We start from the raw sequence: 26130 nt of genomic DNA on the forward strand, positions 1-26130 counted from the left end.
CTTAGGTTGAAAAAGTCAGGCTTTGCGCTGCAACGCAGCGCCGAGCTTGTTTGGATTGGCGCCGAGCTTGCGCTGCCCGGCAATGGCGCCGCCTGGCAGGGCATCCCAGCGCACCTGGGGCGCAACGCCCGAGGCGTGAGCCGGTCGCACGCTGGCGGCCAAACCGAAGCCAGCCGCCAGCAGCGCCTTCACTGCCTCAGCAGTCTCGGCAGGCTCAGCCGCCTCTGCAGCCTCTGCTGCGATTGGCGCTGCTGCGCGCCCGGCCGCTGGCGCCGCTGCCGCAGGGGCGTTGCCCTCCTCGGCAGTGACCGCGGACTGTTGCGCTGCATTGTCGCCAAGCAGACCCGAACCTGCGCCCTCAGCCAAGTCCTGCAGGCTGAGCATGCCCGCTTGGATCGCGCCGTCGAAGCTCGGTCCTCGCAAAGCATCGGTGCGCACCGGTGCTGCCGGCTGCAGACCACCGAGCGTGCTCAGGAAGAGCTGTGCACCCAGCGTGAAGCCCGGCGCGGGCGCCGAAGCAGTATTGAAGGCTGTGCTCGGCTCGCCGGCGTCCAAGGCCAACAACGCCACATCACCACGCTCTTGCAGCGGGCTGCTGAACTCGGCTTCGCGCAGGGTTTGCTGAACCCGCTCGAAAGCGGTCAAGGCAGGCAAGGCCCCAGCGCCTGCACCCGTGGCGCTGAACAAGTCCAGCATCACCACCGCACCCGCGCCAGGCTGGGCCGCGAGCGGGTCACCCAGCAGACTGCCCAGCGCTTGATTCAGCTGCGAGGCCGCCTGGCTCGGCGAGTTAGCCAGGCCAGCGGAAGACGCAGCCGAGCCACCGAACGCCGGGCTTGCCAGCAAGCTGGCCGCGTCGGCAGCCTCCTTGCGGGCTTGCTCGAGTTCTTGGGCGATCACGTCGGGCTGACGCGACATGGTGCCACGCACGTCGACCAGAACCTCGGCACGGGTGCCATCCGCGCTGAACAGCTCGAACCGCTCTTGCTTCAGGTCACCTTCACGCAAGGCCTGAACGGCGCTGGACTCGGCATTCAGCACATAGGCCCATTGACCATTCGCGCTCAAGGCAAATTGGCCGTACACGCCCTGCTGCTGGCTGGCCCGGAAGGCAGACTGCGCCGCATCCGCGTCCACCACAGTCAGCTGCCCGCTCAGCGCTTGGCTGGCACCTTGCAAAGCCACACCGCCCTGGCTGCCACCGATCTGCGCACGGTTATTGACACCCACCAAAGTGACCGTGATCGCAGTGACGCTGCCATCCACACTGCGCAGCTCGAAGCGGTCGAACACTTGCTGCCCTTCGGTCAAGGCCTTCAGCGCGGCCGATTGGGCGTCGAGCTGATAGACCCAAGAGCCGTCGGCCTGCAAGCTGAACTGACCGTAGGCACTGCTGAGCTGGCTGGCCACAAAGCGGTCTTGGCCAGCGTCGACATCGCGAATGCTGAGCTGTCCGCGCACCAGGTCAGCACTGTCCTCGGGCAGGCGGGCCGTGGTGTCGCCACCGATGATGGCGATATTGTTGATGCCTCGCACGGTGATCACCACCTGGCTCTTGCTGCCATCCGCCGTCACCACGTCAAAGCGCTCAATGCGTTCTTCGCCTGCGGCCAAGGCCTGCAGTGCCGTGGCGTCCGCATTCAACTGATACTGCCAGCTGCCGTCGGCGGCCAGGCTGAATTGACCGAACACGCTGCCCTGGATGCTGGCCACGAAGCCGCTTTGGCCACCGTCTGCATCGGCAATGCTGAGCTGACCCTTGACCGGCAGCTGGCTGCCTTCCAAGGCCAAGCCCGCTTGGCTGCCACCGATCAACGGCGTGTTGTTCACGCCAGTGATGCGAATGCGCAGCACGGTGATCGTGCCGTTGCTGGCGCGCAGCTCGATCTGATCGTCCAGCTGCTGGCCGGCCGCCAAGGCTTGAACGCTGGCCGAAGCCGTGTCAAGCACATAGGTCCAAGCGCCGCCTTCGGTCAGCGTGAACTGGCCGTAAGCCGTGCGGCGCTGCTGCGCTTGCAGCAGCACCTGACCGGCATCCGCATTGCTGAAGCTGATCAGGCCGGACAAGGCCGCACTCTGGCTCTCGCTCAGCGCGCCTTGCAAGTCACCACCGAACAAGGTGGCGTCATCCTGGCCTGTGACCGTGATCGACACCACGGTGCTGCTGCCATCGACGGTTTGCACCACAAAGCTGTCCACACGGGTTTCGCCGGTCTTCAGCGCCTGAACTTGCGCACTGGCGTTGTCCAGCACATAAACCCAGCTGCCGTCGGCCTTCAGGCTCAGGCTGCCGTACTGGCCGGCCAGCGTCTGCACCGGGAAGGTGGCTGCACCACCACCCAAGGCGGGCAGACCCAGCTTGCCGCTGGCGCTCAGCACACCGTCCTCACCCACCTGGCCGGCACCGCTGGGGCTGCCAATGATGGGGTCGGTGTTGCCCGTGCTGCCACTCGGATCGGGCTTGGTCAGCGGCCGGCCGAACAGGCCCAACTCGCCGTACTCGCCCAGCACCGTGACGCTGATCACGGTGTTGAGTGCATCGCGCAGGTCGATGCTGCCGTTGCCGGGCAGCTGGATGTCATTGGCAATGACACCGCCCAAGCGCTGATCCAGGCCATTGCCGCCGAGCAGCACCTGGCTGCCGTTGACTGGCAACACAAAGGTGTCCACATTCATGGCGAGGTCGGCATCATCCGGGCCGGTGCTCTGCACAAAGATGGGTGCGCCGGCGGCGAAGTCGATCTGCGCGTTATCGCCGACCAGGATGCGGCGCTGCGCATCGCTGGCATTGACCGTGATCACATCGTTGCCGCGCCCGCCCATCACATAGCTGCGCCCGCCGCCAACCTGCAAACGGTCATTGCCGCCCACCAGGGGCTGGGTGGCAAAAACTTGCTTGAGGCGGCCCGAGCCATCGGACTCAAACACAACGCTACCGGCATCGCCGAGCATGACGTTGTAGTCGTCGGCGCCCTGTGTCAGGGTTTCGAGCTTGTCACTGCCTGCGCCGCCGAGCACGATTTTTTCGCCGGCACCAAGTCGGATCTCATCGTCGCCGCCCACCGCGCCGTAAATGGCTTCGGCATAAAGGTTCTGATAGCGCTTGGCAGGGTCGGCCGCGCTGCCATCGGTGCGATGGAACTCAAGGTTATCGCCGCTGACCACATCGCGGCTGCGCGTGGCTCCGGTGATGCTGATGCGGTCGCTGCCCACACCGCCGGCCACGATGTTCACATCGGTCATGGCGTTGGCGTTCAGGGCCGCACCGCTCATCACGATCTGAATGTCATCGTTGCCGCCGGTGGCGGGGTCGGCGTCCAGGGAGATGAAGTCCGTCAGGCGCCCGGCGCTGTCGAATTGCAGCGCGGCGTTGTCACCCGCCACGGCACGTTCGGGCTGTGCGGCTGCGTTGGGGCGCGGCTGCGAGATGTCGCTGGAGCCACGCACCGACTGGATCAGGATGGTGTCCGAGCCACCGCCGCCGATCACGATCTTGTCGCCGTCCTGGCTGGCGCCGCTATTGCCCAGAGCAATATCGTCATTGCCACCCAGGGCCAGGCCCAGGCTGACGGCTTGGCGCAGCGCACCGGAGCCAGAAGCGTCGAAGACGAAACGGCCAGAGTCGCCCAGCACCAAGCTGTTGCCGCTGCCGGCACGCAAGGTGTCGCCACCCACGCCGCCGATCATCACCACATCACCGGCCACTGTGCTCAAGCCGTCGCCCGCGCCCTGGTCCAGGCCCAAGCTGCCGACCGACAGCAGTTGCCCATTGGCATGGCGGCGCAACTCGATGTTGTCACCCGCCATCACCACCTTGGCCGTGCGGCCGCTGACCGTGATTTGGTCAGCACCCATGCCGCCGACCAGGATGGCCTCGCCCATATCGGCCTGATCCGCACCGGCCACGCCGACCTGGATCAGGTCACCGTCACCAGTGGAGATGCTGGCGTCGGAGCTGACCAGATCGGCCAAACTGCGCTCGGCCGGCGTGGCACCAGCGTAGAAGCGCAGGTCGGCGTTATCGCCCACCACCACGCGCATATTGCGGCTGTCAGCGTTGATCTTGATGCTGTCGCGGCCGTAGCCACCCAGGGCCACGATCTCGCCTGCACCCAGGGTGATCAGGTCGTCGCCACCAAAACCCAGCTCCTTGCTGTTGACGGTCTGCAAATTGCTGCTGCCGGTGGGGTCATAGCTCAACTCACCGCTGTCGCCCAACACGATGGCGCTATCGCTGGCATCGCGGGTGGCCACGTCTATGCGGTCGCCCCCCATGCCGCCGAGCACGATTTTCTGACCAGCGCCGGTGCTGATGCGGTCGTCGCCGCCCTTATCGGCCGCCAGGCTGTTGATGGCCAGCACACCGTAGCCAAGCGCTTGGCGCTTGTACTCGCCGGAGTCACCAAAAATCACGTCCTCGCTGCGGCTGCCGGTGCGCACCACGATCTGGTCGCTGCCCATGCCGCCCAGCACCACTTGCAGACCCAAATCGGCCGTGGTGTCGCGCGCACCCAGAGTGATCTGGTCATCGCTGCCGGTGGCGCTGATCGCGTCGGTGGAGCCGAATTCGACCAAGCCGCCCTTGGCATCAAAGATGGCACGGGCGTTGTCACCCGCCACGAAACGGCCGGTCCGGCCACGGTTCTCGGTTTGCGCCGCCTTCAAGGCAGCGCCACTCAGACCCGTGGTGTTGATCAAGCCAGCAATGCCGGTGACGAAGGCCAAGTCGGCCGCCACGCCCTGCCCAGTGGCGCTGACCTCGAGCGAGTCGCGGCCGAAGCCGCCGATCAAGAGCTTGTAGCCTTCGCCGAAGCCCAGCGTGTCATTGCCGCCGATGGCCGCGTCGATGCTATGGGCCTGGCGCAGCACGCCGTTCTTGGCCAACTGGTCATAGATCAGCTCGCCGCTATCGCCAATGGCGATGCCGGTGCCATTGCCGGCCTGCAACTGATCATTGCCAAAGCCGCCCAACATCACCTGCGCGCCATGGCCGGTGACGATGCGATCGTCGCCGCCCTTGTCGGTTTCGGTGGAGCGCACCAGCAGCATCTTGTTGCTCAGCGCAGCCCGTTGAATCAGGCCGTTATCACCGATCAGCACGTCTTCGCTCAGGCCCGTGCCGGTAATGACCCGGCCGGTGTTGGCGTCGATCTCTCCAGCCAGGAAGATATCGTCGCTGCCCATGCCGCCGATCACAAAGTTCAGGCCCAGCGCGGTGCTGCTGCCGACCTTGCCAATGCGAATCACGTCATTGCCGCCGGTCTCAGCGCGCAGATCGGTCGAGACCATCTCGGTCATACCGCCTGCGGCGTCGAAGCTGATTCGTGCGTTATCGCCCACGATCAGACGCGTGGCCTGTGACTGCGGCGAACCCACCACCGCATCGGCACCATAAGCCGCCACCGTGATGCGGTCCTGGCCCGAGCCACCAATGATGGTCTTGTCGCCATTGCCGCTGACGATCAGGTCGTTGGCAGGGATGCTGACATCGGCAAAGTCCGTGGACTGAACCCGCGAGAGGATGTTCGGGACCGCTGCCTGGCCGCCTGAGGCCGGTACGCTGACCGAGCGCTCAATGCGGCCGTTGTCACCAATGATCACGTCGCTGCTCTGGGCACGGCCATAGCTGAGCGCGCCAGTCGCGGCGTCCAGGCCGGCGCTGACCAAAACCGTGTCGCTGCCGAAACCGGCAATGATGAAGTTGCTGCCCAGCAAATGGTTCGACGCATCCCCTGCACTGCCAATGGCAATGCGGTCAGCACCGGCCGTCTCCGCGCGCTGATCGGTCGAGACCATGTCGGTCATGCCGCCTGCGTTGTCGAAGCTGATGTTGGCGTTATCGCCAGCAATCAAACGCGTGGCCTGTGACTGCGGCGAACCCAGCACCGCATCGGCACCATAAGCCGCCACCGTGATGGTGTCTTCGCCTGCGCCACCGATGATGGTCTTGTCGCCATTGCCCGTGACGATCAGATCCTTGGCAGGGATGCTGGCGTCAGCAAAGTCAGTGGACTGCACGCTCTTGAGTTGGTTCCCAAGTGCCGCCACACTGCCGGCCGCTGGAGCGCTGTCATAGCGCTCGATGCGGCCGTTGTCGCCGATGATCACATCGGTGCTTTGAGCGCGACCATAAGTCAAGGCACCGGTCGCGGCGTCGAGGCCCGCGCTGATCAGCACCGTGTCGCTGCCCACACCCGCGATGATGTAGTTGCTGCCGAGGAAACGATCAGAAGCGTCGCGTGGGTCGCCCACCATGATCTGGTCATCGCCGCCGGTGGCGGCTTGCGTGTCCAGGCTGTAGAAGGCTTTCACGCCGCCAAGGGCGTCGGTGTCAACGCGGGCATGGTCGCCCGCGATGAAGCGGAAGTTCTGGGCGAAGGAGCTGCCGGCGGAGAAGCCGATTTGATCCTTGCCCGCACCGCCAATCACCAGCGCCGAGCCATTGGCCAGCGAGATGATGTCATTGCCGCCGCCGGTTTCAGCCACATCGCTGGTGGCGTAGTCCAGCATGTGCTGGAAGCCGCCCGCTTGGGTGAAGGTCCACTTGCCCTTGGCATTGAGCGCGCGCTTGAAGCTGACCTCGCCGTTATCGGCCAGGATGATGTTGCTGCTGAGGGCCGTGTCCGCTCCGATGATGGTGTCGCCACCATTGCCCGCCAGCACCAAATTGCTGCCGCCGCCCAGATAAATGGTGTCGGCGCTGCCGCCCAAGCTGGCAAAGGTCTTGGCAAACAAGGCCTGGCGGGAATCGAAGTCCACCATGATTTGGCCCAGATCACCCATGATGGTGTCATCACCCTCACCGGTGCCGCCGATATTGAAGGTGTCGGCGCCCAGGGCGCCCATCAAGATGTCGTCGCCGCTGCCGCCCTTGAGCGTCTGCGAGTTGCTGCCCAGGCTGAGGTTCTCCAGCGTCTGGCCCTTCCAGATCCAGGTCCGGTTGACACTCTGGCCGGGCAGGCCGAAGCCGCCCTGGCCACCCGCGACTTGCAGGCTCAGATAGTCACTGACGGCCTGCAAGCCGGCGGGCTTGCTGCCCTCATTCTTGTAGGTGAGGAAGGTGTCGGCAATCAGCAAATCATTGCCGGCCTGACCTTCCAGCACGTCGGCACCGGCATTACCCACCAGCAAATTGTTGCGGCCATCGCCGGTCAGGCGGTCATTGCCCGCGCCGCCAAAGACATTGTGGAAGCCACGCACCGTGATATTGCTGAGGCCGCCAGTGCCGAAGGCGCTATTGCCCTCCAGATTGACGGTGACGCCACGCTTGTACTCGGAAAAGTCCAGCGTGTTGCGTTGATTGGGCAGATCGCCCAGGCTGGACTCGCCCGTCAGGCTACCGCTGACGCCCGCGCCGTCTTGCACGCGGAACACATCGCTGCCGCGGCCACCGACCACATGCTCGAAACCTTGGAACAAGAAGCCGAAGCCGGCGCTGTCACCGGCCGCGGCCTGGGCCGCGCTGGCCGGCAAGCCGGTCTGGATCATGCCGCTGGCGGAGTTCTTGACCCAACCCGCGTTCATGCCGGTGAGCGTGAGCAACAAGTCGGCCTGATTAACCGAGAAGTCCAGCCTATCTTCGCCCTTACCGCCCTTGACCAGGTCGATACGGTCGCTGGCGCTGAAGCTGAGCTTGTTGCTGCCTTCCGTGGCCTGATGCAGGCCGTCGTTGAACAGCACGCCGCGGTTCTGCGCCGTGAAGTCCAGCACGTTGGCGCCGCTGGCGTCGCTGACCGTGGCCTGGCCCCAGCCGTCGAGGAAGCGGTAGGTGTCGTCGCCGTCGCCACCCTCCATCTGGGTGACGCCGCCGCGGGCGATCAGGCGGTCATTGCCGCCACCGCCGTACAAGGTGGCCTGGCCATCCAGGGAGCCAATCAGCACGTCATCGCCGGCACCGCCGATCAGCACGTCCTTGCCGCCGCCGGCCACGAACAAGACCGAAACGCCGGCCGACAGGGCCGATGCATCGATCTTGTCGTCGCCCGCGCCGGTATAGGCCTTGACCCGGTTCACACCCGAGAAGGTCTTCTCGTAGGTCTTGCCATTGGGCAGCACGGCCGTGACCTTGAGGCCGCCCTGCTCGGTCAGCGTGAATTGTTCGTTACCGTCGGTGGTGTCACGACGCTTGCGGTCCTCGGCGCCCTTGTCGATGGACGCGTTGCCGTCGATGCCAGCCAAGCCCGAGCCCATGTGCAGGGTCAGCACATCACCGTCCATGGAACCCAGCACCGGCTTCTTGGCCGCGGGGTCATGCTCCCACTCGAACAAGGTGGCTTCCACAAAGGTGTACTCGAACACCCGCACGTATTTCACCAGTGCAAAGACGTCCAGGTAAGCGGCAATATAGGCCGTGCCCTTCAGGTGCAACTCGACCACGTCGAAGGGATCGTCCGACACGGCCGCGATGATCTCCGAGGCGCGGAACTTGTTGTCGCGGTTCTCGTCGTAGAGGTCGACCGTGCCGATCATGCGGATGCCGCCCTCGACGCCACCGCGGATGATGCCGCCGTTGAGTTCGGCAAACGCGGCCAGCTTCATATTCAACACCACCTCGGGCATGTCCTTGCCGTTGATGATGTTGTCGCTGACGTAGAAGCCGTTGAAGATGTCGGTGATCTTTTTGCTATTGAGGAATTGGGCAATGCCCAAGGTGTCAAAGCCGAAGGTCAGATTGGCCTTCAGATTGATCTCGCCCTTGAGCCCGCCGAACAGCGGCGGGTAGATCGGGAACTGCTGGCGGAAGCCAACATTAACCTCCAGCTTGGGCGGCGTGAAGGTCATCAAGTCCGTTGGCTTGCCGCTCAACATATTGATGACCGAGCCCAAGGGGTTGTCGAGGATAGGGAACTTCAAGGCACTGCCGGGCTTCTTCAAGGCGGCCTTGAAGTCGGCCAGGCCTTGGGCCGGGCTGATCGAGACCTGGCCGGGCAGATCGGGAATCGAAATGCTGGGGATCAGATTCTTCAGGAAGCTGAAGTCGGGCAGGCTGAAGTCCCAGTCCGGCAGGAAGTCCGGCAGATCCAGGGTGGGTAGCCAGACATCCGGCAGCGTGACGCTGACCTTCTGGCCGCTGCTGAAGTCGATCAGGCGCGCATAGGTGGCGTTGAAGCTGGCCGCAGCGCCGCTCAGGTCGAAGGCCCTCCAGACATGCTCCTTGCCCATCAGGTTCCAGTGCACCGTCATCGGCTTGAACTCGACCGGCAGCAAGAAGGGCTTGATCTCAGGCAGCGCGATCGACATGCCGCTGAAGTCGGCGATCTGATAGCGCGGTAGCTTGTCGTCCTGCAGCAGTTTGAGCGGGCCGGCCCAGTCGACATTCAGGTTGCCGTTGGCATCAGCTCCGGCCACCGTCCACGCATAGTCCTGACCCAGCACGCGCGCGGTGATGGTGGGCACCTTGATGCTCAGGGGCGGCAGGGTGCGCAGATTGAAGTTGACGTCGGAGCAAGTGACCTTGACGTCGAACTGCGGCGCGAACTTGCCGCTCAAGACGTCGGAGACCTTCAGGTTCTGCCAGCCAACCCCGATCTCCATCTTGAACTGCGCATCGGCACCGGTGGTGTCCTTGAGCCCAGGGATGGTGAAGTGAATGACCTTCCAGGTCTCATAGGGCGCGGGCACCTTGGCATCGGCGCTGAGCTTGAAGTCGAAATTAAAGTTGGGCAGATCGCCCTTGATCGCTTCGCTGAGCTTGAGGTCTTTGTCGAAGCCCACGCCCCATTCCAAATCCAGGCGCGTGACACCATCGCCCGCATCCAGATGCACCGGCGGCAGCTCTTTGTAGGGCAGCTCGACGGTGACATCGGGCACCGGCAGCTTGGCGCCGAAGTTGAGCTTGCGGTCCTTCTCACCAAGAATGATCATGGACTTGGCGACCGGCAGCAACATGCCCGCCGAATCGGTCGGCAAGTTCTGCAGCACCTTGATCATGTTCGCCATGGCGATGACGAAGTCGACCTTGGCGTTGCCGCCCGAGATCTTGGCCATGTCCGAGGCCAGGTCCAGCGCGCTGTAGTCGCGCCCCATGAACTCGCTCAGGCCCGGGATGGGCGTGGTCAGCGCGTCGATCACCGGCATGATGGGGCCGGTCACATCATTGACAACGCCGACGATGGGCTTGAGGAACTGCGAGAAGAAGGTGCCCGCATCCAGGTACATGTCCGTCATCCAGACACTTGGCTGGTAGTGCACCAGCTTCTCATAGCCTTCGCCAAAGAAGGCGTCGATCTTCTTCGCCACCGCGCTCTTGCTGCTGTCTTGCCAGGTCACATGCAGATCGCCCTTGACCTCTGGCAGATAGCCCTTGCCGCCCAGCGAGGTGCCGAGCTTCATATGCATATTGACCTGGGCTTGGGCGGCCCAGTCCACCTTGACCAGATCACTGAGCTTGCCGCCGCGCAGGTCGGCATAGGTCAGCCGGCCGTTGGTCAGGGAGCTCAGCGCGGCCACACCAAACAAGCCGCGGTCCTTCAAGTCCACCGAGAAGGCGCCGTGGAACTGGGTGCGTGAACCGTCTTTGCCGGTCTGGCCGCGGAAGAGTTCCTCGGTGCGGCCATAGGTGGGATTCATCTGCTCGCCGGTGACGCTGTTGACGCCCTTGCCCCAGATGCCGCCGTCGTTGTCGCGGATCCAGCCGTCCCAGTTGTCGGTCAGGGTGCCGTTGAGCGTCAGCACCTCGGCATTCAAGGAAGCCGGCCCACCGTTGCTGCCACCCTTGAGGTAGGCGTCAACCGTGAACTGCAATTCCTTCACCGCATTGACCTGCGTGGGCTTGCCCACCAACCAGAGGTTGCTGATATGGCTGTCCAGCGAGTTGGTGATGAAAGGGCGTGTGGCATCCACCGTGCCATCGCTCTTCAGATTGGTCAGCTCGCCGATGCCGGCGTTGCCCGGCATATTGGTGACGACGTAGAAGCCGTCGTTGACGTCCACACCGAAGCCCAGATAGAAGCTCCAGCCCAGGCGCAAGTCCAGGCCGCCGTCGAGCTTGAGGTTCAGGCCCGGCAGGCCGATGTCAAAGCCCAGATCCAGCTTGGGCGTGTAGGTCTGCCCCAGCTTCATGCGGAACTGGATGGCGCTGCTCTGGCCCAGGGCCACATTGGTGGCCATGGTCGTCGCGCGCTTGGCCACCGCCTGCTTGAACTCATTGAGCAAGGTGGCGGGAATGTCGTAGCTGCCGTTGGCGAAGTCGCGCTTGAGCGTGTCGGCCGCGTCCTTCTTGGCGGCGTCGCTGGGTTTGAATTTGCCCGCCACTTCCTTGGCCGCAGCCATGGCCACGCTGCCGCCGAAGACATCGCGCAATAGCGAGTCATAGGAATAGCCCGAGGTGCTGGCGTCCTGATAGGCCTTCAGCACGAACTTGGCCATCTTCTCGATGGTGTCGGGGTAGCCGTTCTTCTGCACATCGTCGCTGGCGGCCTTGAGCTTGTTGAACAAGGCCTCCAGCGTGGCGCCTGAACTGGTCATGGCGCCCACCACATCGTCAACGATTCTTTGCAGGCTGGCATCCATCACGACATTGCCGGCGCTCTGGGTGTAGAGCTGGGTGCCGTCGGCCTTGAGCTTGGGGATCTTGGCGCCATTGCCGTCCAACAAGGGCGCGCCATTGGCGTCGGTTTCCCAGACCGGGGTGTTGACCCCGGCCGTCACCCAAGCGGTACGCTGGCCCGGCAAGATCGCCGGAATCACCAGCTTGGTATTGCCCTGCTCCACGCCCAGGTACTGGGCCAGGCGCGGGTCCAGCGGGCGCTGCGGCCCGGCCAGGTACTCCACCACCACATCATCGGCCGTGACCTTGCCGTCGCCGTTGTAGTCCTGCAAGAAGTTGCGGAAGGGGTTGGCGGCGATGTCGATGGCATTGATGATGCCGTCGGCATTGGTGTCCAGCGTCAGCTGCTTGAACAAGAACATGCGCAAGGCATTGTCCAAGCCACCATATTCGTCCACCGCCGAGCTCAGCGCATCCTTCAGCGCATCGATCACGTTGACACGCAGGTCGGCAATGAACTGGGTCGCATCCCTGAGCTTGTCGCCAATGATGGGCAGATTGAGCACCGAGCTGAAAGCGTCCAGGCCTTTTTGCACCGTGCCCAGCAGGGTGTCGACCGTGTTGACGATGATGGTCGGATCGCGCAGCAAGAAGATCAGCGAGTAGTTGATCGGCTTGTCATCGGTGGACGCGCCACCGCCAGCCTTTTCGATCACGCTGGTGATCACGCTCTGCCAATTTTTCAGATCCGGCAGCAGCAGGCTGAGGTCAAAACCGGCCGTGCTGGGATTGGGGCCACCCGACCCCCAAGGGGACGTGCTGCCAGGCGCTTGGCCACCGGGCAAGGCGCCGGAGGTGCTGCTGCCTTGGCCGGCCGTGTTGTTCTGATTCGGGTTGAGGTTGCTGCCGGGCAGCTTGTTGTCGGCCGTATCCACCGGCGCGCCTTCGGGCGTGGTGTTGCCCGCGCCATTGCCGGTGCTGGGTGGCCGCGGCGGCTTGGCCGATTCGAGCACCTGGGCATTGAAGAGGGACTGCGAGGTGTCGCCGCCGATGATGGCGAAGCCCTTGGCCAGATTGGCAAAGTTCAACTCCATCGTGCCCAGGGGCAGCGGATTGACAAAGCCTTCGATGTTCTGGATCGCCAGTTGGCCCAGATCGTCGGACAGCACGAGTTGCAGCGGCAGCTTGGCTTCGGCCTTGCTCGCGCTGTCCACCCACACGTCAAACGCGTCCTTCTTGACGGCAGCCAGATCGCTGGCGCTCAGTGGCGCGTTCGGGTTGAGGTAGAGGCGGTCGGCATTGCTCGCCTTGTCGCCGCTATTGAGTTGCCAGTTGGCATTCTCCAGCACCGAGGCCGAGCCGTCCCGCACGGCCAGGCTGTACAGGCCCTGGCTGCTGTCGAAATTCATCTTCTCGCCGACCGCCGTCAGGCTGAAGCTGGCGAAGGTGCCGCTGTCGTCGTCCAGCGTGGGCGTGTAGCCCGCATCGGCGCGGTGGTCGTAGAGGAAGAGCTTGCCGCGGTTGGCACCGCTGGACAGGTCCAGGCCCAGGGCCAGATTGAGGCGGAAGCTGCCGCTGATGGTCATCAGGGCCGAGCCGTCCATATCACTGAGCTGAGTCAGATTGCCGGCCAGCTTGGCCAGCGCGGCCTGCTGAGCGGGGCTCAGCAGCTTGATCAGATCCGGATCTTTGAGCAGCAGCTTGAGCGGCAGCTTCTTGTTGATATTGAGCGTCAGCGGCAGGCCGATGGTCAGGGCTTCGGCGCCAGCGGCCGTGTCCATGCCCAGGGTGATGTCACCAGCGTTGGTGCCGAAGGCGCTGGCCAGCAAGGCCTGCATGTCCATCAGGCTGCCGCTGCTTTGCTTTTGCAACTGCGTGACCACCTTGGCGAACAAGTCCTTCAGGCCGAACAGCTCGCCCAAATTGCTGCCCAGCAGCGGCACCAGGCGGCCCAGTTCGCCGAACTTGCCCATGCCCGCCAGGTCAGCGATGAATTGCGGCAGCAGGCTCAAGTCACCCACCAGCTGACCCCAGTTCATCTGGCTCATGGCGGTCAACTGGCCCAGCCCGTCGCTGGGCACCAGCACCGTGTCGGCGCGCTTGGCGGCGCCGCTGAGGGCGTCGCGCAAATTATTGACCGTCACCCCCAGGGTGGTGCCCGCCGTCACCGGGCTGCTGACACCGGTGGGCGTGATGAGGCCCAAATTGCCGAGGGTCAGCGAGGCGCTCGGGCTGCTGCCGGGCGTGCCGGCGGCATCGGCGAACACCAGGCTGCTCATGAAGTCGTCCAACAAGGCGCGGCCGACGATGTCGAGATTGGTGAGCGTCAACTGGCCACTGGCCAGGCTCAGGCCGCGGTCGCTCTGCAATTGCAGCTCATTGCCACTGACTTGCATCGGCAGGCCGTCCAGGGCGGCCTGCATGCCGTCGAGTTTGGCCGTCAGCGCCGCGTCACCCGCGGCCGCGGTCTTGGCGGCCGTCAGCGCCAGGCGCAGCTTGGCATTCAAGGCGCTGAGCAAATCGCTCATCGACTGGTGCGACTGGCTCTCCGCCACTGTCAATGTGAAGCTGACAGTGGCGCCGTCGTACACCGACTCCAGCACCAGGTCTTGCAGCAGGCGGCCGGTGTTGCTGTCGTAGAACTTGTCGGGGTTGCGCTCCAGCGAAGGCGCGGTCGCGGCCTGGCCGGCTTCGTTGCGGCCGATGCTCAGCAGGCCGGAACTGCCGGTCAGCAGCAAGCCATCGGCCACCGCCAGCGGCTGCACCGTGCGAGCCAGGATGATGTTGAGGTCACGGCGCATTTGCGCGTCGCTGGTGTTGGCGATCTTCAGCCGGGCGGCCTCGGCCACCGCGGCGCGGATGCTGTCGAGCAGCTGCGCCATCGAGCTATTGCCTGCGGTACTGGCGGCACTGACCAGCACGGCCAGGGTGGTGCCGCCTTGCGTCAGGTTCAAGGGCAGGTCCACCAGCAAGCGGCCAGTGCTGGCATCCAGCATCTGCGCGGCGTTCTGGGCCAGGTTCAGGGTCGAGGTCGCGGCAATGAACTTGAGCTTGTCCTTGCTCACGCTGTCGACGCCGACAAAGGCGTGGCCAGCATAGGGATCATTGCCCAGCTTGGCCAACACGGCGGCGTGGATGGCCGCATCGACATCGGCGGCCAAGTCGGCCAGGCTGGTATTTGCCGCGGTAGCGTCCTGACGGATCACCACATCCAGGCGCAGCGCACCGATGGTGACTTGCAAGCCCACATCGCGCAGCAAGCGGCCGTCGGCCGTGGCCGGGGTCAGCGTCGCGGCCACGCCGACGCTGGTGTCATTGGTGCTCAGGGAGCTGCCCAGGCCGAGCTGAATGTCTTGCGCGGCCACCGCGTCGAACAAGCTGTTCAGGCTGATGCGGTCACCAGCCTGGCCATTGGCGCCATTGCGCAGCTGGAAGCTCAGGCTGCCTTGGTAGTCGGCCTTGAGCGAGCCGAAGCTCAGATCCAACAGACCCAGGCGGGCGCGGCCGGCTTGATCCAGCACCGCCGCGTCACTACCAACCTGGCCATGCACGATGGCGCTGTACTGGCCACCCAGGGTCGTGTTTTGCAGGAACACTTCGGCGCCGCCGGTGCGCGCGAACTGGCCGGGCGTGAAGCCCAAGTCGGTCGTTGCCGGGTCAGCGCCATTGGCTCGAATCTGCAGCGAGGCGATGCTGCGGGTGATGCTGACTAGCTCGATCTGGTTATTCACCAAAGAGGCCCGCAGCACCTGGCCCAGGTTGCTAAAGCCCTTGCCGCCGGCGCCCAGGTAGGCGTGGCCGCTGATATTGGTCTGAGCCAGGGCCGCATTGATGTCGGCCAGCAAATCCTTCAGCGAGGCGTTGCTATTGTCCAGCGCCACTTGCACAGACACCGGGCCGGACTGGTCCAGCAAGAGCTCGAAATTGGCTTTGCCGCTCAGGCGCCCGTTCTCGGGCAGCTTGACGGCCTTGAGCTGGGTATACATGGTGGTGGGCTGGAAGCCCAGCACGCGGCTCATCGCATCCTGTTCGGACGGGATACTCAGCTGCACAGCCTCGCTGCCGGCCAAGCTCACCAGGATGAGCTTCTTGCCGTCCAGGCGCACCTTGACGGCCTCACCTACATTGGCGAAACCCAGGCCATTGAGCACGCCACCGGCGGCCGTGTTGCGGCTGTTCAGCAGGCCTTGCAACTGCGCGCGCAAGTCCTCCGCAGTGGTGTTGCCCGTGGTGTCGCCCCAAGCCAGGCTGAAGTCGTAACGCTCACCGTCGAAGCTCAGGCCGAAGTTGGCATCGGAGATGCCAAAAATATCAAAAGGCAGCTGCGCCGGTGCATCGGCCGTGGACTTGATCGTGGTTTGATAGGCACCGCTGGCGCGCAGCGAGAAGCCGTTGACGGCACGCAGATCAATGCCGACGGTGGTCTTGAAAAAGCTCTTGCTGCTGAGCTCCAAGCCCGCCTGGCTGCTGATGCCCGACAGATTGCCCAGGGCGCTTTGCAGTTGCAGGCGCACGCCTTCGGTGCTGCTGGCGGCTGGACGCAGGTCCAGATCGAACAGCAAGCTGGTGGTCGCAGGGTCGAAGCGCGGGTTGACCGAGAAGCTGGTGCCGGTGCCGGCCAGGCTGTCATTGACGGCCTGCTGGAAGCGCTGCATCAGATCATTGAAGCTGCGGAAGCTAATGGCCCGGTTGACCTGGCTGTCCTGGCCCGCCAAAGAGAAGCCCAGATTGTCCAGGGCCTTGAAGCCGCTGCTGGCCGGCCCGATCAGGCCGCTCAAATTAAGCTTGAGTTCCGGTCCGGCGCCGCCGGCCCAGGGGCCGGCAAATTGAATATCCCAGGTGGAGTCGCGGCCCGCGACCTTGCTGACTTGCAGACTGTCGGCCGAGAACTTGGCATCCCACTGGCGGAACATGTCCACCAAGGCGGTCTTCAACGCGGCCTCGTTGCCAGCGCCTTGCAGCACGCTCCAGCTGACGCTGTTGGACTCGTAGACCTTGCCACCCACAGCGAAGCCAAAGCCCAGGCTGCCGGCCGTGACTTGGTCCAGCATCAGGCGCTGGACTTCGTTGCTGGCGGGCGTGTTGCCCACCGCCATTTTTGCCGGGCTCAGCACCGTCAATGCGCCCTGGGCTTCGAGCTTAGCCAGGAGGCCACGACCATCGACGGCCAAGACGGGCTGCGGCTTATTGGCCACGGCGGCGCCATTGAAGACGATGTCAAACACCTGCACGCCTTGATTGACGCTGAGGGCCTCGCTGGACACCGGGCTGACGCTGACCGCACCGGCACCAAAAATCGCATTCAGCGCATCCGCAATCGGCTGGCTCCAGGTGCCGGTATTGCCGGGCCGGCTGATCGCGCCGGTCGTGAACGGACTGCCATCGGCTTTCTTGCCGCCCAGAATGAAGGAGCTGCCATCGCCCGCGTGCACCAGGGTCAGGCGCTGCACCGCATTCGCGCTGGCACTGCCGACGGTGATTTCAGTCAGGCTGGCGCCGGCCGTGGCCGACACGCGCAGCTCCAGGTTCACATCGGGGCGGGCTTGGATGATGTTCAAACGGCCCCAGACATGGCCGTCACTGCCGGTGCCCAAATTGCTGCTGACCACATCGACCAGGCCGCCGGCATTGGCCGCACTGCTGTCGCTGAGGCTGGCCTTTAAAAGTTCAATCGCTTGGCCCGCCTTCTCGCGCACAAAGCTCACGATGTAGTGCTTGGGTCCACCGGTCACCAGCACATTGCCCTTGCCGATCTCGGGCAAAGACTCCAGGGCTTGCTGCACTTCGACGGTACTGGACAGCACCGACAACATATTGGTGGCGGTGCCGCCATTGCCCAGCTTGAGGCTGAAATTACCGCCTGCGACCAGCAGGTCGATGCGCTGCTCTTCATTGCTGCGCAAGGCGCTATTGAGCGCCACGCCGCCCGCTATGGTTTGGTTGACGGTGGCCTGGGCCGTGGCCTGAGTGGCCTGCCAGCGCAGATTGCCGTCCAGCGCCGCTGCCAACTTGCGGTTGATCAGCTCAGCGAGTTGATTGATGTGGGTAAAGGCGCTGGTTTCGCTGGCGCGCACGCCGACGCTGACCACGGTGGGTGCGACGTCGCCCGGGCGCTGGACCTGCAGATCGAAGCTGGTGTCGGCCGGCAGCACCGGCGAGATCAGGCGGCCACCCACGACGGTGGCGCCATTATTGTTTTGCAGCTTCTCGTTCAAGACCTGGTTGAAGAGCTTGCTGAAGTCCAGCACCTCGCCCAAGCGTTTGTCGGTGAAGGGCAGCACGGCGTCGAAAGGCCCGGCATCGCGCAGCTGGCGCAGATAGGTGCCCAGATCCTGCATCATGCGTGTCAGCGCAGCCGCGTCCAGCGCAGCAAAAGCCTGCAACTTCACAAAATTGCTGCTACTGACCTGCAAGGACTTGCTCTTGACCTCGGACCACAGCGCCGCATTGCCACCGTTGAAGCTGATATCCACGCGGGGCGTGCCGCCTTCCAGCGTGCTGAAACTGGTGCTGCCATTGGCGCCCGCGCCGATCACGCCTTCGATATCAAAGCTGGCCGAGGCCGACACTTGGGCGGCCGTCTGGACCGCCCAATTGCCCTTGGTGATGGGGTCAAAATCTTGGCTGCTGACCGCCAAGATTTCGGCCGGATTCAGGGCACTGGCAAAGCCGTTCTGTACCGAAAAAGTACCCCAATTGCCGCTGGCGTACTCCGAGCTATGCCCCGCCCGCATCACCAGCGTACCGGTATCAAAATTCAGGCTGCCACGGGCGCGAGCCTCCAGCATGCCCAGGGACATGGCCGCGTCCAGCGCGCCGGTGCTGCGCACACGCGCATCGAGCTTGGTGATCTCCAAGGATCTGGCTGTGCTGGTGTCGTAGCGCAAGCCCAGGTGCACGGTGGCATTCAAAGGCACCGCACCGCCGGGCAAGAAGTCCAGGCCCAAGGGCTGCAGCTTGTCTTTGAAGGTGAAGCGGCGCATGAAGTCACGCGACAGCGTCAAGTCCAGCTCCAGCACGACCTTATTGCCCGAGCGCGCGCCGCTGCCCAGGATGTTCATGAAGTCACTGCTGAAGTCGGGGGCCACCATGGCTTCAAGCTGCTGGTAGCGGCCCTGCGCCGTCAGGTAGTCACGCAGCCGGGACAGCAAGCCGCCGAGCGTTTTGTTGCCGGACTCGGCCAGGTAGTCGTCCAGCACGGTGGTGCCTTGCGGCGTTTTGAAGGCCAAGACATCGCCGATGCTGCGCCCATCCGCCGTCCTCAGCAGGCTGGCCATGCCGGTATCGACAAAGGGCAGTGCTTGGCTGAGCACGTCTTGCAAATCGAGCTGGCCGCCGAGCAGCTTGCCGGCGTCGAACACGCTCTTCAGGCCATTGCCGGTGGCGTCAAGCGTGGCGTCTTCAAAAGCCTGCAGTGTCAGCTCGCCGCCCACCACCTTGCCGAAGAAGCCCGCACCCGCCACCGCACCGTCGATGCTGGCACTGAGCTGCGGCAATTGCAGCTGCGCCGCGCTTTGGCCGCCGATATCGGCCAGGCTGAGGCGGCCCTTGTTATCCGCGTTGTCCGGATCACGCAGCTTGGTTTGCACGCCCGCCAGCAGATGGAAGCTGTTGGCGCCGGTGGGCGTCAACTCCAGGCTGACATCGCAGCGCTCAAATTTGAAAAAGCTCTGTGCCGCGCTGGGCTTGGCCAAGCCCGGCAAGGCCGCGGCCTGGGTGGCGGCTGTGACGCCGTCGAGCACCAAACCGGCGCTCAGCGCGATGTGCACACCGGCCTTGGCGTCGCCCGTCCAGGCGCTGCTTTGGGGGCCGTTGAGCGTCCAGCCCAGAGTGAAATTCCGGTTGCTGCGGGTCCAATCCAGATCGATGGACAGCTTGAAGCCGGCCACCACCTCGGGCGCGCTGGCGTCGAAGCTAGGCGTTAGCGTGACCGACCAGGACTGGCCCGTCTTGCCGGCCTCAATCGCATCGGTCTTGGCCTTGACGGCCGTTTGCAGCGCGCTACCCAAGCCGGCCAGCGTGGAGGCTGCGCCTTGGCTGTTGAAATAGCTTTGCGCCGCGGCTTGCAGGCCGAACAGCGTGGTCGTGGCGCCGCCACCGTTCTGATCGCTGAGCCCAATGAACTGGTTGACGCTCTGGTTCAGGCCCGGCAAGGCGCTGTTGATCAGGCTGTGCTTGAGTGCTTGCGTGCCATTGGCATCCACCTGCGCCAGCACGGCCAGCATCTGGGCTTGCAGCCCCGCGTTCATGGTTAGCGTGGCGGCAGTGAGTTGCAAGCGGCCGGCGTAGGTTTGCCCAGCGCTGAACAGTGCCTGGGCGTCGATTTGGCCGGTCTGGCGCTCAAGCAGCCAGTCACCGCCATGAGCCTGATCGCCGGTGATATTGCTGGAAGCAGCCACATCGGCGCCGGTCAGCGCCGCGAGTTGTTCGATAAAGCTCTGGCCGCGCGTGCTGGCAGCCACATCACAGCCGTAGACCAGGATGTCCGCGTCGGCGCCCAGGGCAGCGCGCCACTGCTGCAGCGACTCGGCTTGCGCCGCCAGATTGTCGGCATTGAGCTCGCCTCGGCCCAGGCCGATGCGGCCGTCTTCGCCGTGCGAAATCAGGTGAATGGCCTTGAGGCCTTGGCGCTGACTCAGCCACTGGCTGATCTGCTGCACACCGTCTTGCTCGGGGTCGAGCACCACCACCTCCACCCGGGCGATTTGACCCGGATGGCGTTGCCCCAACGCGTCTTGCAAGAGCGCCTCATGGCCCTGCACCGAGGGGTCGACAAACACCACCTCGTCGGCCGTCTGACTCGCTTGCATCTCGCCCATGCCTGGGCGCCAGGCATTGCCAGCAAAGCCGGGCGTGCTGGCCAAGACTTGGCTCAGCAAATGCTCGATGGGCAGCTGTAGCTGCTGGCTCTCCAGCGCAGAGCGTTCCGGTGTGGGCGGCACAACCAGACCTTCCCCCGAGAGCAAGTGGCGCGGCTCCAGCGCCTCAATGTGCAGGCGACGCTGGCGGCTTGGCGCCGGCACGCTGAGGCGACTGACGCCCAGGGCGTTGCGCAGTAATTGCGCCGCATTGAATTTGCGCTTGGTCTTGGTGGATGTGTTGTTCACAGATCGATCCCGCTGAATCTTGGTTCAAGTCGACGCTGCTGCCGCTTGGCGCAATGCCGCTTTAAAAGCTCGCAAACCCCGGTGCTGGCAGTGCACCGAGGCTTTTTGTGACCACCCAAAAAGGTGGCACTTCTGCGCAATTACTGCACTTGCAGCAATGCCCCCAAATCATCCAAGTCATGACGACTCAGGACGCCCACGGCTTGTTTGAGTTTCAAGCGGTTGAGCAAGTAGTCGTAACGGGCTTGCAAGAACTCACGCTTGGCCGTGTAGTACAGCCGGTTGGCATCCATCACTTGCACCGGATTGAAAAGGCCGGACTTCAGACCTTCCTCGCGCGCTTCCAGCGCGCTTTGCTGAGCCAACACCGCTTTGCGCAGCGCCTCGACCGAATCCACACTGGCCAGCACGCCGTTGAAGGCGGTGCGGGCCAGGCGGTCACTGCGGCGCAGCTCCTGCTCTTGCTCGTTCCTGGCCTTCTCTTTGCGAGCCACGGCTTCACGAACCAGAGAGGTCGTCATACCGCCCTCGAACAGCGGCACGTTGACGCGCACCCCGATCTCGGTGTTGTTATAGCTTTGACCGCGTCCGAACAAGGAGCCGCCGGTGTCCTGGTTGGCCGTCGAGGCCACCAGATTGATGCTCGGGCCATAGCCGGCTTGCTGACGGCGGATCTCCAAACTAGCGATCTCCACCGACAAGCGCCGCGCCTGCAGCGCCAGGTTCTGCTCCTGAGCCGCTGTGACCCAGGGGCCGACTTCGGCCGGCATCGGCTCTGTGGGGGCAAAGTCACCCTTGAAGCCGCGCAGCTCGCCGGGCTCCTCGCCAACAATTTCCTTCAGCGCCAAACGCGCGTCTTCAAAGCGGTTGCGCGCTTCGCGTTCGCGGGCCCGCGACTGGGCAAATCGGGCCTCGGCCTCAAACAGTTGCGGCACATTGCCCAAGCCCGTCGACTTGCGCGCCTTGGCCAACTCGAACTGACGCTCGGTGCTTTCGCGCTCGGCCTGGGCCAGATCGACCCCATCGGTGCCAGCCAGCACATTCAGATAAGCACTGGCGACACGCAGAATCAGCTCTTGCTCTGCCGCCAAGAGATTGAAGCGCGACTGCTCAATCGACAGCCCGGCCTGGCTGTACTTGATCATCGCCGGCACGCGCAAAAGAGGCTGCGTAATGGTCAGCGACAGATTGGAGCTCGGATAGCGCGTGACCCCGGTTGGGAAGGTGATGTTGGAGGCCTTCTGCAGATCCTGACGCAGATAGGACTTTTGGTAGTCCACCGAGGCCGTCGGCAGCAAGGCGGCGCGGGCTTGCGGCACGGCCTGCTGGGCAATGTCGTAGTCCGACTTGGCGCTTTGATACTTGGGGTCACGGTCCAGGGCCGCGCCATAGATCAGGCTCAGGCCATTGCTGGCCTCTGGGCTTGGTGCGGGCTGGTCGGCCGGCAAGAGCATCAAAGGGCGCACCACGAGCAGCGGCGCCTTGGGGTCCAGGCGATCATCACGGCGGGCAAAGGAGGTGGCCGGGCGCGGTTTGTTCGCATCAAATGCGGGCGCCCCTGCACCCGGCAGGCGCAGCGCCATAGCATAACGATCAGCGCCAACGGCACCGCGCGACAACAAGGGCGTGGCCGCGGTCAAATCAAACACCAAACGGGCTGAACCCTGGCGGCTGGACTCCACCCGCAGCGCAGCGATGCTGGCGTGGGGCGAGACAAACTTGGCGGCCGCGTCGCGCACCTGCTCCGGCCGCCAACCCAACACATCCACCACCAAGCGCGGCGGCTCATCCAGCGCATACGACTGCAGGCGTGACAGTGGCACGCCGGGCAGGCTCAGCTCAACGCTGCGCGCCGAAAGTTTGGCATCAATGCTGCGCAGCTGCGCTTCATTGGCAGCACTCCCTGCACCCAAGCGGGCCTGGGCCACCGCCCGGTCAGCGACCAGGCTGATGCGGATCAGTCCCTTGTTGTCGCGCACCTCACCCAGACTGTCGACCAGATCGATGTCCTCATGAAAGCTGAACTCCAGGCGCGGCACACCGCCTTGCTGAGAGGCGCTGACACGCGCGAACAACGGCACGGGAGGCGCCTTGAATTGGCTGGCCAGACGCTCGACCGAGGCCATGCTGGCGCCCGGAAACTCCACCAGCAAACGCCCAGGCTGATCCAGAACGGACACTTCCGCCGCCAGTTCAGCCGTGCCGGTCAGATGAATATCCAGCAAGTCATCACGCGCCGCCAGCCGCAGCTCGCGCAGCTCAACAGGGGCCGCGACAGCGGCGGCACTCAAAGGCGCCTGAGCCTGCAGCTGCAAGTCCCAGCGCGACAGCCCCGAAGCCGACGTGGTCAACGTCTGGTCGATCAATTGATAGGTCGGCGTGAATTCGACCCAGAGCACCGCGTCCTGGTTCGGCAGCACATCGGCACGCGCCGATTTCACCAAAGCCGGAACGGCGAGCAACTGGCGCACCATGCCATCCAGCTCGGCACGCTCCACTTGCTTGAGCATCAAACGTAGACCGCCGCCATTTTTCGAAGGCAGCATCTGGGTCAAACGCCCCTGCGGCAAAGTCAGCTGCAAGACGGCACTGCCATTACCCACCGACTGGGAGGACGCCGTGTAAGCGCCAGGGAGGCCAAAGGCCCACATCGGAGCGGCAGCAACACAAGCAGCCACCGACCATTGAACGGCCGCAAGGGCCAAACGCTTCTTCATATCTGCAGTTGCGCACCCAGCCAGGCGCGCCCTCCCAACATAGGCCGAACTCTGATTCGAGTTCAGCACAGTATTTTTTTTAGCCCTCGTTCCGGGCTTCAAGCCAGCAACGCACGAACATTCTTTTAATTCTCAGAACTTGAAAACTCACGCTCCAGGTCAATACCAAGCTCAGACATTGCCCAAGCTCGGAGTTCGCGGCAATTCAAAATCGAAGCCTCGCCTTCATCCACACCATCAGCAGCCGTTTTGAGCCGCCAAATTTATGGAATATTCCCCTCGGGATGTTAACTGAGCCCCTGTTGTGCAAGCCCTGCAACTCGGCAATGAAACACGTGCTTTATTGTTCCTTTTCGCGAAATGAATTGATTCCTCACGCCACCCTGACCAAGCCACGCAAACTCGCATGGCATGCGATCAAACTCCGCCCAGAGCCGAATCTTCCGATTAGAAAAACCACTCGTCGTTTCAGCAAAGATTCCGCTGCACCCACGCCTTAATTAAGACGGTTTTGTGAATACCCCGGCCATTCCCAGGCCGAGCGAAAGGGTTCGACACAGACAGCCGGCAGCCTCCAGCTCAGCCCAAACTTCGTGCGATATGCGCACATGCCGCAACCGCCACACTCAGCCCAGGCCCCGCCGAGTGCTGGCTTTAGGGCCGGGATGCGAGGGTTTGCAGGCCCAGCAGCATGAGCTTTGGCGCGGGCGGCCGTCGCTCTCGCAGCACCTCGCAGGAACTAAAACTCGCCACAGCGAAACGAGGCACCCAATCTGCTGGCAAGATGCTGGCGCACAACAAGGTGCAAGGCCTTGCCCATCCCCTGTTTTGTACCGCCTTCGATTGGATCGCCCCATGAACTTGACCCCCCAAGACCTGCAAGCCGCCATCCCCAAAATCTTCGCGCCCTGGATCGTGGACTTGGGCCTGGAGGTGATCAGCGTCGACGCCGAGGGCATTCAGCTGCGGCTGCCGGTCGGCCCGGCGCTGGTGCATGTGGGCGGGGTGATGTGCGGGCAGGCGGCGATGGCGGCCGCCGACACGGCCATGGTGTTGGCGATGATGGCGCAAATGGGCGAATTCAGGCCCATGACCACGGTGCAATTGCAGACCAGCTTTCTGCGCCCGGTCAGCGCGGATCACTGCATCGTCACCGCGCGCGTCTTGCGCAGTGGTAAAAGCCTGGCTTTTGGCAGCATCGATATTGCCAACCCGGACGGCCGACTGGCCGCCCAATCCACCACCACCTACGCCCTGCTTTGATTACGCCCCATGCCGCTGGACTACCGCACCGCTTTTGACCACGCGCCCGTCGGCCTGGTTCTCTCCGCAAAACGCCTGATCAAAGACTGCAACCTGCAACTGCTGGCCATGTTCGGCGCCGAACGCGAGCAGCTAATTGGCCAGAGTTTCGAGGTGCTCTACCCTAGCCTGATGGAGTTCCAGCGCACCGGGGAGCGCATCGTTGCCAGCCTGGATGCACAAGGCTTTTACGCCGATGACCGGGTGATGAAACGCGTGGCCGGCCCACAAGCGGGCCAGCTCTTCTGGTGCCATGTTTCGGGTCGGGCCATCAACCCGGCCGACCCGCATGCCGAAGGCATCTGGAGCTTTGAAGATTTGTCGGCCCACCGCCAGATCAAGGCTGAGCTGACGGCGCGCGAGCGCGAAATTGCCGCCCTGCTGATCGAAGGGCTGACCAGCAAGTCCATCGGCAAGAAGCTGGAAATCAGCCCGCGCACGGTGGATGTCTACCGTGCCCGCTTGATGAAGAAATACGGCGCAGCCTCGACGCCGGAGTTGATTCACAAGCTGGTGGTGAAGTAAGCCGCCTCAGTGCGAGCGACGCCCACGCGCAGCAAGACTGCGGGCGTCAAACGTAGTGACCAGAACCAAGTGGCAGGAGCTGGCAAAAGTCAGCAAGAAAAAAATGACAACAAACCGAACCACCACCCTACTCCCGCTTGGCTTTGTGCTGCTGTGGTCCACCGGCTTCATCGGTGCGCGCTTAGGCCTGCCGCATGCGCCGCCGCTGACCTTTCTTCTGCTGCGCTACCTGGCGGTTGTTCTGCTGATGACCCTGCTCGCGCTGGCCACCGGCGCGCCCTGGCCGCGCACGGGCCGCCAATGGCTGCACCTGGGCATTGCCGGTCTGCTGATTCACGGGGTCTACCTCGGCGGCGTTTTCATCGCCATCTCGCGCGGCTTGCCGGCAGGCGTCACCAGCCTGGTGGTGGGCTTGCAGCCCTTGCTGACGGCCGTGACCGCCGGGCTGCTGCTCAAAGAACGGGTTAGCCGCAACCAGTGGCTGGGCTTGCTGCTGGGCTTTGTGGGCGTGGCCATGGTGGTGGCGGGCAAGATTGGCACGGGTTTTGGCCTACCGGCGCTGCTGGCCGCGCTGGCGGCGCTGTTGGGCATCACGCTAGGCCTGATTTATCAGAAGTCGTTTTGCGCCAGCTTTGACTGGCGCAGCGGCGCGGTGGCGCAGTTCATTCCCACTGCGCTACTGACTGGCCTGCTGGCCTGGGCCACGGAAGATATGCGGGTGGACTGGCAGGGCGAATTCATCTTCGCGCTGGGCTGGTTGACCCTGGTGCTGTCGCTGGGGGCGATCAGCTTGCTGAACTGGCTGGTGCGCCGCGGCAGCGCCGTCAACACCGCTAGCTGGTTCTATTTGGTGCCGCCCTTCACAGCGGTATTCGCTTGGCTACTGTTTGGCGAAACGCTCAGCGGCCAAGCCTTGCTGGGCATGGGCTTGGCGGTGCTGGGCGTCTATTTGGCTCGTCCGCCCGCCAAAGCCTGACGAATACGCCGACCC

At 63.9% G+C, this 26130-nt stretch carries 5 protein-coding genes; 3 read left to right on the forward strand and 2 right to left on the reverse strand.

The window, feature by feature from the left end:
• Nucleotides 1-15: 15 nt before the first annotated feature.
• Together AABB87_RS04265 and AABB87_RS04270 are read right to left on the reverse strand one after the other, a co-directional pair.
• Nucleotides 16-20595, reverse strand: coding sequence for a VCBS domain-containing protein (locus tag AABB87_RS04265; protein ID WP_341970039.1), 20580 nt, complete (start codon nt 20593-20595; stop codon nt 16-18).
• A 140-nt stretch (nt 20596-20735) separates the two neighbouring features.
• Nucleotides 20736-23312 (reverse strand): TolC family outer membrane protein, encoded by a 2577-nt coding sequence (locus tag AABB87_RS04270; protein ID WP_341970041.1) that lies wholly within the window; start codon nt 23310-23312, stop codon nt 20736-20738.
• A gap of 855 nt (nt 23313-24167) precedes the next feature.
• Here AABB87_RS04270 and AABB87_RS04275 point away from each other — a divergent pair.
• The 3 genes from AABB87_RS04275 to AABB87_RS04285 all read left to right on the forward strand — a co-directional run bounded on the left by AABB87_RS04275 (nt 24168) and on the right by AABB87_RS04285 (nt 26115).
• Nucleotides 24168-24575 (forward strand): PaaI family thioesterase, encoded by a 408-nt coding sequence (locus AABB87_RS04275; RefSeq protein WP_341970043.1) that lies wholly within the window; start codon nt 24168-24170, stop codon nt 24573-24575.
• 9 nt (nt 24576-24584) lie between these two features.
• A complete protein-coding gene (locus AABB87_RS04280) occupies nt 24585-25139 on the forward strand; it encodes a LuxR C-terminal-related transcriptional regulator (RefSeq protein ID WP_341970045.1) in 555 nt (184 codons plus the stop codon).
• Nucleotides 25140-25242: 103 nt separating this feature from the next.
• The gene (locus AABB87_RS04285) at nt 25243-26115 is read left to right on the forward strand and encodes a DMT family transporter (protein ID WP_341970046.1); all 873 of its coding nucleotides are present in this window, start codon (nt 25243-25245) and stop codon (nt 26113-26115) included.
• Nucleotides 26116-26130: the final 15 nt, after the last annotated feature.

It is taken from the genome of Roseateles sp. PN1 (genome assembly GCF_038419725.1).
Lineage (GTDB): Bacteria > Pseudomonadota > Gammaproteobacteria > Burkholderiales > Burkholderiaceae_C > Paucibacter_A.